This is a genomic window from Streptomyces sp. NPDC025638 (assembly GCF_055558775.1).
Genome location: NZ_JBVHLX010000018.1, coordinates 1 through 13,468 on the forward strand (window position 1 = coordinate 1; position 13,468 = coordinate 13,468).

The window sequence follows — 13,468 nt, forward strand, 5'->3', positions numbered from 1 at the left end:
GCCTGCCGTGAACGGTCAGCCGGGCATTACGGTGGGACACGAAGACCTCCGTGCGGTGCAGTCCTAGACAGCTCCACCACACCGGAGGTCTTCGCCATGATCAAGCCCTGCGCGTGTCAACAACGCTCGTGATCAATACACCCCTAGTCACATCAAACCCATGACCAGCAACTTCAGGATGAACAGACCTCAGTGTGGGACTGGTCCGACGTGGTGGGCCGTCGCCCGCCGGGGGCGTCGGCCCGTCCGCGCTAGCGGGTGAGGGCGCGTGCGTGTGCCTCGTCGAGCAGTTCCCGCAGCGTCGAGGTGGTTGGTGCGATGGCGGTGGCGAGCAGTGCCGGGCCGCCTGCCAGCGGTGCGAGGACGGCACACCCGTCCTTGGTGCCTTCGCCGAGGAGTACGGGGTCTCGTCGGACGTCGAAGCGCGGGTCCACGACCAGGAGCTGGCCGACGGCGCGGTGCCCGTTCAGGACGGCCGGGCCGTCCCAGCCGGGTTCTGGCGCCCCATACGCCGTGTGCTGGTCAAGTAGTGGGTGCCCGGCACGGTGGACCAGGATCCGGCTGACGAGGTGGCCTGGTTCCTCGTCGGCCCGGCCCAGGAGCTGTTCTTCTCGCAGCACGAACCGTGAGGTGACGGCGAGTTCGACAGTGTACGTCTGCCTCAGATTGCTGCCGGCGGCGCTGATCAGGGGCTGCGGTAGCCAGCGCAGGTGGGCGTGTTCTCCGGCGGTGAGCCGCACGTCGTAGGTGGCCGCTTCGGTGGTGGGGCCGCGCAGGGCGAGGGTGGCGGCAGCCGTGGTGACCTCCAGCTCGGCCCGGTCTTCGGCGGTGATGTCGAGGGTGAGCCGGTCGCCGCCGAGCGGGGCGCTCATCGCGCCGATGATCCCCACCGTGGCGACGTTGCCGGCGGTACGCATGCGCCGCAGGTGGAAGGGGCCGTCGCTGCGCAACTGCGGGAGGGTGGTGACGCGTCCGTTGTGCGCGGCGCGGATCCGGGCCGTGGCACGTACGCCGTCGGGGTGGCCGGCGGGCTCCCGGGCGCCGGCTGGGGGAACGTCGAGGCCGGAGGTGGCTCGGGCGGAGGCGAGGGGGGAGGAGGGCCTCATACAGCTGCCCCGGCGCGCCACTGGGCGAGGTGGCCGGTGACCCAGTCGGCGACTTCGCGGATGCCGTCGTCGGAGGTGAGGCTGGTGAAGATGACGGGAAGGTCGCCGCGCTGTCGTTGCGCGTCGCTGGCCATGGTGTCCAGGTCGGCGCCGACGTGCGGGGCGAGGTCGGTCTTGTTGACGATGAGGAGGTCGGCGGTGGTGATGCCGGGGCCGCCCTTGCGGGGGATGTCGTCGCCGCTGGCCACGTCGATGATGAAGATCTGCAGGTCGACGAGGCCCTTGGAGAAGGTGGCGGTCAGGTTGTCATCACCGGACTCGACGAGCACCAGGTCGAGGGGGTGCAAGGTCTCTTCCAGGTGCTCGACGGCTTCCAGGTTGGCGGAGATGTCGTCGCGGATCGCGGTGTGCGGGCAGGCGCCGGTCTCGACGGCGGTCTCGACGGCGGTGATGCGCTCGGGAGGCAGGACGGCTTCGCGCAGCAGGTACTCGGCGTCCTCGCGGGTGTAGATGTCGTTGGTGACAGCGGCGATGCACCAGCGGTCGCGCAGGATGCGGCAGAGCGCGGCGACGGTCGCGGTCTTGCCGGAGCCGACGGGGCCGCCCAGGCCGACGCGGAGGGCACGGCGGCTGCTGTCGGGCCGGGTCGCCGAAGCGCTGGGGATGTGCTGGTGGGGCAGGGAGTGGTCGAGGTGCATGGCGACTCCGTTGGGACGTGCGGGTGTTCGGGTGGTGGTCAGGAGGCGAAGAGCCGGACGGTCCAGTCGGCGTGCTGCTCCGCGGTGATGTCCAGCAGGGGTGAGGAGGCCGACGGCAGGGCGTCGAGGCCCTCGGTCATGGCGCGGGTCGCGGCGTCGGCCGCGGCTGCGGCGACGTCGTCGGTCTCGGGGCCGAGGCGGGCCAGCAGCCCCGAGGCGTCGAGGGGGTCGAGGCTCAGCAGGCGCACCGCTGCGGTGGCCGGGCCGCCGATGCTCTCGTACGCGGCGGCATAGGCGATGTCCACCGGGGCGAGCCCGGCGGCGCGGGCGGCGAGGCCCAGAACGATGGGCTGGTGGGCGCCCTGTGGACGCGCGGCGGCCAGGTGCTCGAGTTCGGCCGAGGGGAAGGTGGCACGAGCTGCGCGCATCATCTGCCGGCCGAGCCTGCGGGCGGCGGCACGTAGTGCGGGGGCGGGGGTGCGCGCGTCGGCGGCGGCGTCAAGCAGCAGTGGGTCATGTCCGGCGGCGGTTGCCGCGGCCAGCCCGGCCGTCGTCAGACCGGTGGTGTGCAGACGCCCGCGGCAGAACGCCTCCAGGCTGTCGGTGTCGTGTACGGATCCGTGGGCGACCGCGGCCTCGACGCCGCCGGAGTGGGCGTGCCCACCGGCGGGGAAGCGGCCGTCGGCCAGGAGGAGCAGGGCTGCGCGGCTCATGGGCGAGCGGCTGCCTTTCACAGGGTGGATGCGGTGGCCCGGACGGGTACACCGGGCCCGGCCGTTGCGGCGGCGCCGACGGCCGGGCCTGGTGTCGGATCAGAAGAGGAAGTACCGCTGTGCCAGAGGGACTTCGGTGACGTAGGAGCGCGGTACGGTCGCACCGTTGAGTTCGGTGCGGGCGTCGCTCGTCGTCGCACCGCCGATGGTGACCTCGAAGCTGTTGTGGTCGACTTCGAGGCTGTCCGGCACCGTGTCGTTCAGCTTCATGTCGCTCTTCTTGATGTGCCGGGTGTCCGAGATCTCGACGAACTTCTTGCTGAGTCCGAGCCCCTCTGTCTTCGCCTCCGTGACCTTGTTGCTGCTGTCCTGGGTGATGACGAATCGGGTGTTCAGCCGGTCAGCCACGCCTGGGGCGGCGAAGTTGACCGAGTTGCTCCCCGGGGCACGACCGGTTGACCCCCAGACCGGCCGCGGCAGGTAGGGCTGCGGCGTCGTGATCGACGCATTGGCGTCGCCGACCTGCGCGTAGGCGAGCTGGCCGCCCTTGAGGACCATGTGCGTCTTGACTCCGAAGAACTTCGGCTCCCACAGCACCAGGTCTGCCAGCCTCCCCGGCTCCACGGAACCGACGTAGCCTGCGATGCCGTGCGTGATCGACGGGTTGACCGTGTACTTGGCGACGTACCGGCGCGCGCGGTAGTTGTCGTTCGGCTTCAGGCTGTCCTCGTTGAAGGAGTGGTCCTTGTCTTTGCCGGTCGTTCGTACTTTCGCGCTCTGGAGGTCTTCGGGCAGTGCGCCATAGCGGGCCTTCATGACGTGCGCGGTCTGCCAGGTGCGCATGATCATCTCGCCGATGCGCCCCATCGCCTGGGCATCCGAGGACATCATCGAGATGGCGCCCATGTCGTGGAGGAGGTCCTCCGCCGCCATGGTGGACGGCCGGATGCGGGAATCCGCGAAAGCCATGTCCGCCGGAATGTCCGGGTTGAGGTGGTGGCACACGACCATCATGTCGACGTGCTCCTTGACGGTGTTCAGCGTCAAGGGCCGGGTGGGGTTGGTCGAGGCGGGTAGGACGTTCGGCTCCTTGACCAGCTCGATCATGTCCGGGGCGTGGCCCCCTCCGGCGCCCTCGACATGGAAGATGTGGACGGAACGCTTCTTGAAGGCAGCCTTGGTGCTCTCCAGGAAGCCGGACTCGTTGAGCGAGTCGGCGTGCAGGGCGAGCTGGACCTTGCGCTCCTCACAGACTGCCAGCGCCTTGTCGATTACCGCGGGCGTGGCACCCCAGTCTTCGTGAACCTTGAAGCCGATGACACCGGCGTCCACCTGCTCGTTCAGAGCCTTGACGTTCATCGTGCTGCCCTTGCCGAGCAGACCGATGTTGACCGGGTACTCGTCCAAGGCCTCGAAGACTCGGGTGATGTGCCACTCGCCCGGGGTCACGGTGGTGGCAGTGCTGCCCTCCGCGGGTCCGGTGCCTCCGCCGATGAGAGTGGTCACTCCCGAGGCCAGGGCCTCGTGGATCTCCTCGGGGCAGATGAAGTGCACGTGGGTGTCCACACCCCCCGCGGTGAGGATCCGGCCGTTGCCGGAGATGACCTCGGTGCTCGGGCCGACCACAAAGTTCGTCGCCGTCACCGGCAGCTGCTCGCCCGACTGTTCGCGAGCGGACTTCTCGAACGCCGGGATCGGGTCCATCGTCTCGGGGTTGTACGCCTTGCCGATGGCATGAACCTTGCCGTCTCTGATGCCGACGTCGGCCTTGACCACGCCCCACCAGTCGAGGATCAGCGCCCCCGTGATGACCGTGTCCACGGGAGGGCGACCTTCTTTGCCGCCCCCGTCCCTCGGGATGTGGGACATGCCCATCGACTCTCGGATCACCTTCCCGCCACCGAAGATCATCTCGTTGCCGCTGTATTTCGGTCCGCCGCTCCAGTCAGCTTCGATCTCGACGGTGAGATCGGTGTCGGCGAGGCGGACCCGGTCCTTGGTGGTGGGCCCGTACAAGGCGGCGTAGTCTGCCCGCTTCAGCACGTTGCTCTGCCTCTGCTGGCCCGTCTGCCCCGGCTGGCTGCTCATCGGACGATCCCCTTGCGCAGTCCCTGGATTTTGCTGGTGTCGCTCTTGGCATCGCCCTCGATCTTCACCAGCTCAACGCAGCACACATCTCCTGGTTCGAACCTCACGGACGTGCCTGCGGCGATGTTGAGCCGTCGCCCCTTCGCCTCAGCGCAGTCCTTGAGCGGTTCGTTGGTCACGGACGTGCCGACGGGGTTCTCGACCACCTCGAGGCCGGGGTTGACCTCGGCAAAGTGGTAGTGGGAGCCGACCTGGATGGGACGGTCGGACGTGTTGCTGACCTTGATCGTCTTCTTGTCGCGCTGCAGGTTCTCGTTGAACGCGATCGCCTCGTGCCAGGACGCGGCGTCCTGGCACTCATCGCAACAAGCAGGAGAGTCGGTGTCGTCACAGTCGACCGGGCACTCCGGCCTGCGCGCCGGCTGGGGGTGCTCGACCTTGCCCGGGTAGACCCTGGGCCTCTCCGTGGCCTCCGGGATGGGGTCATGGATCGTGACCAGCTTGGTGCCGTCCGGGAAGGTCGCCTCCACCTGGACGTTCTTAATCATCTCCGGGACGCCGTCCATCACGTCGTCACGCGTGAGTACTTGTCGGCCCGAGTCCATCACGTCGCTGACCGTCTTACCATCGCGCGCCGCCTCGAAGACGTGAACGGTCAGCAGGGCCACGGTCTCGGGGTAGTTGAGAAGCAGCCCCCGGTCGCGGCGCTTCCCTGCTACGTCGGCCGCGACGTGGATCAGCAAGCGCTCCTGCTCATGCGGAGTCAAATGCACTATGACTCAATTCTGTTGGCCGGATAGTGCGTGCGGCCGGGCATGCCAAGGTCACGGACAACGCACCCTGGACAACGGACGCTCCTTGAGCATCAGCGGGACAAGAACAGCGCGACGGCCAAACAGCGGATGATCTACACCATCGGATGAATCCGCGGATTACGCCGTTTTCACCCCGCCGGACAGAAGCCCGGTTCTTGTCCCAGGGCGAGCGCCCAGGCGAGCAGGGTGTCCGGGACGCCCGCCGCGTCCCAGACGAGATCCGACGCGGGGGCGGGCGCACTCGGTGGGCGGTGGATCCACTGCGCCGCGAACAGAGCCCGGCCCTGACCGCGGCCGTCGCCACCCACGCGCCGGACAGCAGCATGGTGATCCTTCGCGATGAGGACCTGGACCACTTCCCGATGACCACCCGCCGGCGAGTGGAGATCGACGCGCAGAAGCTCGCGGACCTCAAGACCGTCACGCCCCTGGCCACGCTCCTGGAACTCAACCAGCCCCAGATCGACGGATACCACCGGATCGCCACCGATCAAGCCGACCGGTCCTTCCGGTCCTCGCAACGGGCCATGGCGTGGGGCCCGCCGGTGATTGTGGGCTGCTTCGCGGTACATCGGCGGCGTGTGCGGCAGGGCGCCCTCGGAGGCCAGCCGGTACATGACCTGCCGCAGCGTGACCTTGAGTGGGGCGTACTCCTGCACGATCTGTCTCGCCCGGTCCACTACGGCCGGCCACCGCACCCGCTCACGCGCCATGCGGTACATGTAAATCTACCCCTCGCCGTCGTCCGGCCTCTGGCCATGCCCGATCCGGGTTATCCACAGGCCGGAACGTGATCGGCGGTTCCTCCGTACGCTGCTGCCCGAGTCGATCACACGGAGGTGTGCGGGATGCGGTACGGCGTGGTGGTGGAGGAACTCGCGGTCGAGGTCATGGCGCAGCTGCCGGACGACCGGGCCCGCCAAGAGGTGATGGCGCTCGTGGAGGTCGCGCGGATGAATCGCGGGCCTGGCCCGATGTCCGCGACCCGGGGTCGGTGGAGGAGATCCGGGAGGCGTTCGGCCGGCGGTGCTGGATCCACTACACGCCGCACGCCGGAGCGATCGAGGTCCGGGACATCGGGTGGGCGGGCTGATCACTTCCCGTCCCGGTCGGCCGTGCCGGGAGCTCCGCTCGGGATGCGCCATACCGTGCAGAGAGAAGACGGTAAGGCGCCCAGGCGAAGCCTGACAAACGCCCAAGAACGGGATCCCGTATACCTGGTCGATTACAGCTTGGGGTTCACGTTCGGGTGGATGCACTAGGGATCTTTAAGGGCTGGGGTTACGGCGGTCGGAAGTCGAGTCCGGTCTTGGCCACGAGTCCCTCGCTGAAGCCTGGGCGATACTGCATGCCGAGCCCGCCGCTGCACCGGCAACGGGGGGCGGCCTCATGCGTACGTGGTGGCGTGCGGATGCTGGGCGGCCGCGGAGGCCGCTGCCAGCTGAATCGCGCAGCGACGGCAACCTTGCGCCCTGTCGATGGTCCATTGTGTGTATTTGGCATCGTCGACGTGCGAGGGACCTATGAAGCAGATGCTGCAGGTGCTGCGGAAGGCGGAGATATTGCTGCTGACGGCGGTCCTGAAAGCCGATCGGTCTCTCGGCATGGGCGGGAGGTACCGGCCTCCGGCGCCCATCGCGGTTCGCGTCGCCAGCCGCCCGCTGCGCTCCGCGGCTGTCCTGGCAGTGCCGCTCGCGGCGCTGGGCGGCATGACCTTCGGGGCATTCACCGATGGGACGCGCTTCTTGCAGGCGGTCATGTTGGGCGCTGGGCTGATGCTGTTCTTCGCACTGTGCCTGCGATTGGAGCGCCTGACTCAATTGCACTACGAGCGCGTCGGCTACGGCCCCGCCGCCCGTCTGGCCGCGCACCGTCCGCGTCCCGGCGGGTTCGGACGGGCCCTTGCACGCCTGTGTACGCGCTGGGGCGTGCTGTCGGTGGTCTTCTGGAGTGTGGAAAGAGCCAAAGGCACTCCGGCCAGTTGGCTCTTCAGTGGGGTCTCCATGGGGCTGGTGCTACTGGGCGCAACCGCGGTCGGTTACTTGGTGGAACGGAAAAGGCAGCGGGTGCGCCCGCCGACCAGCTAGGGATCGTTAATGGCTGGGGTTACGGCGGTTGGAGGTCGAGCCCGGTCTTGGCCATGAGGCCCTCGATGAGGCCGGTTCGGAACTGCATCCGTTTGAGCCGGGTCTTCACCAGTGCGGCGAGCTGGTCGAGGTTGTGTTTGGTGAGGTTGGCCAGTGACCTCTTCAGGTGCGACCACACGCCCTCGACCGGGTTGAGCTCGGGAGCGTACTGCGGCAGCTGGTAGACGGTCAGCCATAACCGGGCCGCGATCAGCTCCCGCGTGGTGCGGCTGACGTGCGTGTTCAAGTCCCACACCAGGACGACGGGGCCGCCGAGCTGCTGGTGTGCGGCATCCAGCAGGCGGGCGCAGTCGGTTTCGGTGAAGCCCTTGCGTCGCCCCTTGGCGGGGCCGCGGTCGAGGTGGATGCGGTAGATCAGCCGTGGCCGGCGGCCGGCTTTGGTGCAGATCAGCGCGGCCATCGAGACACGTTTGGTGCCTGTGGCGGTGACCCGAACCACCGGGGTGTGGCCGCGGCGGCCCAGGTGCAGCCTTTCGGCGGCCTCAAAGAGCGTTTTGTTCCGGTGAGGTTGTTTGGTTCGAGGTTCAGGTGTCGCGCCAGTTCGGGGTGGATTCACGGGTAAGTCTGCGGCTTATGAGGTCGATCATCGCGACGTGGATTATGGCTTCGGAACGGTGCGGGTGGGTTTCGTAGTCGCGGGCCAGTCGGCGGTGATGCATCAGCCAGCCGAAGGTCCGCTCGACAACCCGGCGTCGCGGGATCACCTTGAAGCCTTTGACGCCCGGGGCGCGTTGGACGACTTCCACGTCGATGCCGAGGCAGGCGCCGTGGTCGATGACTTTGGTGCGGTAGCCGGTGTCGGCCCATGCTTTGGTCACGCGAGGGCGGGTGACGGCGATGTGGGACATCAGGTGCATGCCGCCGACTTTGTCGGAAACGCTCGCCACGGTGACCCAGACAGCCAGGAGCAGGCCGAGGGTGTCCACGCCGATGTGGCGCTTGCGACCTGCGACTTTCTTGCCGGCATCGATGCCCTGGCTGGTCGCCGGCACGTTCGCGGAGGTCTTCACGCTCTGCGCGTCCAGCACGCAGGCGGTTGGCTCGCCGTCGCGGCCTTCGGCCTCCCGGACCAGGCGCCGCAGGAGACCGTTGAGTTGGTCGAAGACGCCTTCTTTTCGCCAGGCGGCGAAGTAGCCGTAGACCGTCTCCCACGGCGGGAAGTCGTGGGGCAGGTAACGCCAGGCAATGCCGGTGCGGTCGACGTAGAGGATGGCGTCCATGATACGGCGCAGGTCATGCTCAGGCGGGCGGCCGATGTCGAGACCCTTGCCTCGGCGCTCGGCCCGCCAGGTGGTGAGCGTGGACCCGATCAGTTCCCAGCCTGCATCGGAGAGGTCGCTGGGATACGGGCGGTGTCGCGTCATGTTTCGGTAGTACCGTCGAGCGGGCCGCCTCCCCAGGGCGCAAACGAGGTCAACCGGGGGCGCGTTGGGATCAGACAGGAGTGAACGCAACGAAACGGGTCGCCGATCGACGACACGAATCCTTTGCTTCTCATCAGACACGTCTGCCCCGAGAGCCCCATTCCGGCTCGCACTGTGAATCGACCCCAAACAACCTCACCGGGACAAAACGCTCTTTCAGTGCGTGTTTCTAATGCTCTGACCACATCAGGTGGGGGCCAGGCTCGTGGCTGGAGCGTCCGCTTATGCTCAGCCCGTGCAGCCGCCTTCCAACAGCAGCGATCCGTTGATCTTGATGTTCCCACAACGAGAAACGGTTGTCCGTATGCATCCCCTTGACGCACTGATCCGGCGATACGTCGTGCCGCTCGCCAAGACGGACGGCTGTTCCAAATCGGGTCGGACGTTTCGCCTGATTGCAGACAATGGTGACCAAGCCATGTTCGTCTTCTCAAGGCATGCTGTGGATCCTGACATGGTCGTCTTCGAAGTCAATTGGCACGTCGTGCCGCTCCCGTACTGGGAATGGATCACTGGCGAGCCTGCGGGTGCCAGGAAGCCGGACAGCTCAGGGGCCCTGGTGACAGGCCGCGTCATTCCCCCGCGGGAGGCCGCGCACCACCCCCGCGACGGGTTCCCGTTCTTCCGCGAGCGGTGGGCGTTCCCGTACGAGGGCAGTGACGAGATTTGCGGCCTGGCGCTGGAGAGGACCCTGCGGGAGGAGACGCTTCCGCGTATGCGGCACCTTCTCGACCGGTCCAACCTGCTGGAGGTCGTGCGGAGCACGGACGTGTCGCTGGGGATGTGGATGGATGTGGATCCGCTAGTGGGTGAGATCGTCCTGCGGGTGGACAGCGATCCGGCTGAGGAGGTCGGCGCACTGATCGACCAGGAGGAGGCGGCAGGCGGCTACCCTCGCTTCGTGCAGTGGGCACGTCAACGCCTGGCGAAACGCATCTCGAACTGAAAGGGCGACCTTGCCGCCTGCGCCGTTGACGCCCTCGCCGAGTTGACCGGACCCGGCTGAAGCGGATGCAGTACCGACCCGATGGTTCATCGCCGAGACCAGGCTCACTCTGACAGCGCCACAAGTCACCCCGAGGCGAAATGCTCACAAGCTGTCAGTGCGTGCTTCTACTGAGATTCCAGGCGTGATGTCGCACGCAAACAGCCTCTGGACGGCGAAGGGTTCCCAACGGAACACGTAGGGAACCTGTGGCAGCAGCTGAGCACCACGGAAGAACCCCCACCGCCCTGGTCCTGGAGCGGATGCCTTACTCTCCCCTTCCATGACATTCAGGGGGGCATGATGCAGCTGAAGCGTGGGGGTAGACGGCTGACGGTGGCCGTGTTGACAGGCGTGCTCGGTGCGGCCGTGGTGAGCTGCGGGTCTCGGCATCCGGTCGCGGCCGCCGACGACGGACAACAAACCTCGGGCAAGGCCGATTACGCCAGGTCGGCTGACGTGCCCGAGCAGGTGGAACCGGACGGCACGAGCGTCTTGGTGGGCGATCCCCAGGCGCGGATTACCGTGCACCTCTACGAAGACCCGCGCTGCCCGTACTGCAAGCAATTCGAGACCTCGGGCGGCGGCCCGGTCCTGACCAAGTGGATCCTGCGGCGCAAGGTCAAGGTCGAGTACACGATGGCGTCCTTCCTGGACGGACGGCTGGGAGGAACCGGGTCGAAGAAGGCCGTCAACGCGCTGCGCGCGGCGGTGGAGAAGGGGAAGTTCGCCGAGTACCACGCCGTCCTCTACCAGAACCAGCCTTCCGAGGAGGTCGACGGGTTCACCGATGCGCGCCTGCTGCAATTGGCGAGCAAGGTGAAGGGCCTACGAAGCCCGTCCTTCGACACCGCGGTGAAGTCCATGAAGTACCGGGATTTCGTGGATTCCTCCGAGAAGGTGTTCGATGCCGCTGGGCATTACAACGGGCACGCCGGGCCGGGAACGCCTACCGCCGAAGTCAACGGGTACCGGATCCCCGTCGAGTACAGCGGGCTCCTCTACAAGGCAGATCTCTTTGACAAGTACCTGGCAAGGGTGATCGGTGCGGCGACGTGATGATCGGTTGCCCCTGACGACATCACGCCTGGAACGTCAGTAATCCGCGTGCGGAGTTGGTGCGGTCGCCTCGCCTGCGGTTACGCGCGGTGTTCTCTACCTCGTCATTCGGAGAATGTGGCTACAACGCACACCACTGGCCCAGATCGCTGGACTCCCCTGTCTGGATGAACGTGCACACACAGGTCCACGCGCGGTCGGCGTTCAGGACGAAGTCGCCTGTGAACTCTGCTGGGTCCTCCATGATCGGGACGTCGACCACGGTGTCCGAGGGGGTGGTGCCGTCTCCCACGAGAAGGGAGACGGCCTCAGCGTCGCTGAACAGATGGACGACTGCGTGATCACCGCGGAAGCCGAGGGTCAGCAGAGGATAGTCACTCTCCGGCAATCGAACCTGGAGGTACCCATGACCGCGGGAACGCAGTTGGCTGAAGGAGGCCGATAGGTCTCCGGCCTCCGAACACCTCTCAACTACGGAAAAATATCCTGATTCCGGCGATGTCGCCGCCCACATCACGCCCACCGGATCCCCCAGAAGTCATCGTTCCCGCCCCTCAAACGCCGACCACGATACGGCCACCAGGATCGAGATGCATGATCGTGTTGCGAGCTCTCTTCAGGACTGAGAAGGCAGTCAGCCAACACGATCGCCGGTTTCCTCGGCCAGCTGGGGGTGGCGCCTTTCTGGGCGAGTCGCCTGGTCATGAGGGTGATGGCTGCCCAGGTGATCAGTGCCTCGGAGTGCTGGACGAGACGCTCGTAGTCCCGGGCATGGCGGCGGGCACGCATCATCCAGGCCAGGCGACCCAGCGGCGGGGCAGTACGACGAAGCCGGAGGCGTCCTTGGGGCGGCTGACGGGCTTGATCGTGAGGTTGAGGTGCTGTTTCGCCCAGTCGACGAGTTTTCCGGCGTATGCGGAGTCGGCCCACACGATCGTGATCTCGGGGTGCATCAGGCGCAGGCGGAAGAGCACTTCCTTGGCGGCTGCAGAATCGTGCAGGTCGGCGGGGGTGACCATGACCAGGAGGGGCAGTCCGCGGGTGTCGACAGCGAGGTGACGCTTGCGGCCGTTGATTTTCTTGCCCGCGTCATACCCGCGGTTGGCCTTGGACGGTCTCGGCGGCCTTCACGCTCTGGGAGTCGATCACGGTTGCGACCGCCCGGGGCCCTTTGCCCATGCCGCGGCGGATCCGACGGGAGAGATGGTCGCGGATCTGGCCGACGATCCCGGCCGCCGCCCAGCATGCCATGAACCCCCAGACCGTGCGCCAGGGCGGAAAATCCGCAGGCAGGGCCCGCCTTATGTGGAATCGAGCAGGGCTAGCCTGCTGTCATGGCCCCCATCCCGTGGGGCAAGTTCCCCACTCTCGCTGAACATCAACTGGCCCGACGGTGGCTGCAGTTCATTGCGAACATCGGTCGGGCTTCCAACACGATCGACGCGTACGGGCGGGCGGTTGAGGACCACCTGCGATTCTGCGCAGTTGAAGGCACAGATCCCGTACTGGCCGGTGCGGACACGGTTGCGGCTGGATCGGGGACATGCTCGACCGGCCCCGCCGCGGACAGCGAAGGCCCCGCTGCATCCGGAGACGGGTCTGGCGAACGCGACTGTCCAGCAACGTCTGGTGGCCGTGCGGTCCTTCTACGAGTACCTGGTGGAAGACGGGCTGCGCGAACGGAATCCGGTACGTCGGGGGCAGTCGAGCCGCCGTGGCCGTCGTCCGCGGAAGGGGCTCGTACGGCGCCTCGAGCAGGCGCCTTGGATCCCCAACGAGGACGTCTGGCAGCGAATTCTCGCCGCGTGCGCCGAGGAGTCGTTACGCAACCGGCTCATGGTCACGCTCGCCTACGACGGTGCCCTGCGCCGAGAGGAGCTAGTCCAAATCGATGTCGGCGACTTCGAGCACGCACACCGCCTGATCCATCTGCGGGCAGAGACGACCAAGTTCCAGCGGTCCAGGGAAGTCGCCTTCGGCGTCACCTAGTCTCGGCTGTTCGTGGCCTACCTCAACGAACGCCGCGGCATGTTCGGCCGTATCGACGGACCGGTCTTCCGGTCCGCACCCAGCCGCAACTACGGCAAGCCGCCGGGGCGGCCTGCCTCCTGGTCGAAGACCGTCGAAGGCATCGCCCACAGGGCCGGTGCCCACGACTGTCCACTCACACCTTCCGGCACCTGCGGCTGACCGATCTGGCCCACGCCGACTGGACCATCGACCAGATCGCCCAGTACGCCGGCCACCGAGACTTGGCGACCACCATGCATTACATCCATCTGTGCGGCCGGGAGCTCGCCGCTCGGCTGCACCGCGCGTCCACATCGATCCAGCAGGACAGGGAGAACCTGCTGGCGGCACTGGCGGCAGTCCGGTGAGCGCGACCGAACGGCCAGCACCTGCCTCGCTTGCGCAGTACTGCGCCAAAACCGC

General features: G+C 67.0%; 14 protein-coding genes and 4 pseudogenes. 7 read left to right on the forward strand and 11 right to left on the reverse strand.

Translation table 11 applies throughout. The features are described from left to right. Positions 1-251: 251 nt before the first annotated feature. The 7 genes and pseudogenes from ACZ4EG_RS36490 to ACZ4EG_RS36520 all read right to left on the reverse strand — a co-directional run bounded on the left by ACZ4EG_RS36490 (position 252) and on the right by ACZ4EG_RS36520 (position 6,142). Positions 252-1,106 (reverse strand): urease accessory protein UreD, encoded by an 855-nt coding sequence (locus tag ACZ4EG_RS36490; protein WP_467793643.1) that lies wholly within the window; start codon positions 1,104-1,106, stop codon positions 252-254. After that, complete coding sequence (ureG, locus tag ACZ4EG_RS36495) at positions 1,103-1,804, reverse strand: urease accessory protein UreG (RefSeq protein ID WP_467793644.1); 702 nt, start codon at positions 1,802-1,804, stop codon at positions 1,103-1,105. The genes ACZ4EG_RS36490 and ureG overlap by 4 nt, the downstream gene beginning before the upstream one ends. 38 nt (positions 1,805-1,842) lie before the next feature. Beyond that, positions 1,843-2,517: an urease accessory protein UreF gene (locus tag ACZ4EG_RS36500; RefSeq protein WP_467793645.1), complete on the reverse strand. Its 675-nt coding sequence runs from the start codon at positions 2,515-2,517 to the stop codon at positions 1,843-1,845. A gap of 99 nt (positions 2,518-2,616) precedes the next feature. Next, positions 2,617-4,605 carry an urease subunit alpha gene (ureC, locus tag ACZ4EG_RS36505; RefSeq protein ID WP_467793646.1) on the reverse strand — a complete coding sequence of 663 codons (1,989 nt, stop codon included), beginning with the start codon at positions 4,603-4,605 and terminating at the stop codon, positions 2,617-2,619. Next, entirely contained in the window at positions 4,602-5,105 is a 504-nt protein-coding gene (locus ACZ4EG_RS36510; protein WP_467793766.1) for an urease subunit beta, read from the reverse strand. The genes ureC and ACZ4EG_RS36510 overlap by 4 nt, the downstream gene beginning before the upstream one ends. Then, a pseudogene (locus ACZ4EG_RS36515) lies at positions 5,082-5,378 on the reverse strand (urease subunit gamma); the annotation flags it as partial. The pseudogene ACZ4EG_RS36515 and the gene ACZ4EG_RS36510, both read right to left, overlap by 24 nt. Before the next feature lie 170 nt (positions 5,379-5,548). Next, positions 5,549-6,142, reverse strand: a complete 594-nt coding sequence (locus ACZ4EG_RS36520; RefSeq protein WP_467793647.1) for a hypothetical protein — start codon at positions 6,140-6,142, stop codon at positions 5,549-5,551. A gap of 126 nt (positions 6,143-6,268) precedes the next feature. Between ACZ4EG_RS36520 and ACZ4EG_RS36525 the strand changes: the two are divergent. Beyond that, a pseudogene (locus ACZ4EG_RS36525) lies at positions 6,269-6,513 on the forward strand (hypothetical protein). A 430-nt stretch (positions 6,514-6,943) separates the two neighbouring features. Then, entirely contained in the window at positions 6,944-7,507 is a 564-nt protein-coding gene (locus ACZ4EG_RS36530) for a hypothetical protein (RefSeq protein WP_467793648.1), read from the forward strand. 19 nt (positions 7,508-7,526) lie between these two features. Here ACZ4EG_RS36530 and ACZ4EG_RS36535 read toward each other — a convergent pair. Continuing rightward, positions 7,527-8,059 (reverse strand): annotated as a pseudogene (locus tag ACZ4EG_RS36535) (transposase); the annotation flags it as partial. A gap of 32 nt (positions 8,060-8,091) precedes the next feature. Further along, on the reverse strand, positions 8,092-8,931 hold the full coding sequence (locus tag ACZ4EG_RS36540; RefSeq protein WP_467793649.1) for an IS5 family transposase: 840 nt from the start codon (positions 8,929-8,931) through the stop codon (positions 8,092-8,094). Between the two features lie 295 nt (positions 8,932-9,226). On the opposite strand from ACZ4EG_RS36540, the gene ACZ4EG_RS36545 reads away from it, so the two are divergent. Further along, the gene (locus ACZ4EG_RS36545) at positions 9,227-9,937 is read left to right on the forward strand and encodes a hypothetical protein (protein WP_467793650.1); all 711 of its coding nucleotides are present in this window, start codon (positions 9,227-9,229) and stop codon (positions 9,935-9,937) included. Positions 9,938-10,276: 339 nt separating this feature from the next. Continuing rightward, positions 10,277-11,035 carry a DsbA family protein gene (locus tag ACZ4EG_RS36550; protein WP_467793651.1) on the forward strand — a complete coding sequence of 253 codons (759 nt, stop codon included), beginning with the start codon at positions 10,277-10,279 and terminating at the stop codon, positions 11,033-11,035. Between the two features lie 121 nt (positions 11,036-11,156). Here ACZ4EG_RS36550 and ACZ4EG_RS36555 read toward each other — a convergent pair whose 3' ends face one another. Together ACZ4EG_RS36555 and ACZ4EG_RS36560 are read right to left on the reverse strand one after the other, a co-directional pair. Further along, complete coding sequence (locus ACZ4EG_RS36555) at positions 11,157-11,423, reverse strand: hypothetical protein (protein WP_467793652.1); 267 nt, start codon at positions 11,421-11,423, stop codon at positions 11,157-11,159. Between the two features lie 263 nt (positions 11,424-11,686). Beyond that, a pseudogene (locus tag ACZ4EG_RS36560) lies at positions 11,687-12,334 on the reverse strand (IS5 family transposase); the annotation flags it as partial. A gap of 330 nt (positions 12,335-12,664) precedes the next feature. Here ACZ4EG_RS36560 and ACZ4EG_RS36565 point away from each other — a divergent pair. From ACZ4EG_RS36565 to ACZ4EG_RS36575, 3 genes are read left to right on the forward strand one after another with little or no spacing between them, the layout of a single operon-like run. After that, entirely contained in the window at positions 12,665-13,024 is a 360-nt protein-coding gene (locus ACZ4EG_RS36565) for a tyrosine-type recombinase/integrase (RefSeq protein WP_467793653.1), read from the forward strand. A 12-nt stretch (positions 13,025-13,036) separates the two neighbouring features. Continuing rightward, complete coding sequence (locus tag ACZ4EG_RS36570) at positions 13,037-13,225, forward strand: hypothetical protein (protein WP_467793776.1); 189 nt, start codon at positions 13,037-13,039, stop codon at positions 13,223-13,225. Then, positions 13,222-13,413, forward strand: a complete 192-nt coding sequence (locus ACZ4EG_RS36575) for a hypothetical protein (protein ID WP_467793767.1) — start codon at positions 13,222-13,224, stop codon at positions 13,411-13,413. The genes ACZ4EG_RS36570 and ACZ4EG_RS36575 overlap by 4 nt, the downstream gene beginning before the upstream one ends. Positions 13,414-13,468: the final 55 nt, after the last annotated feature.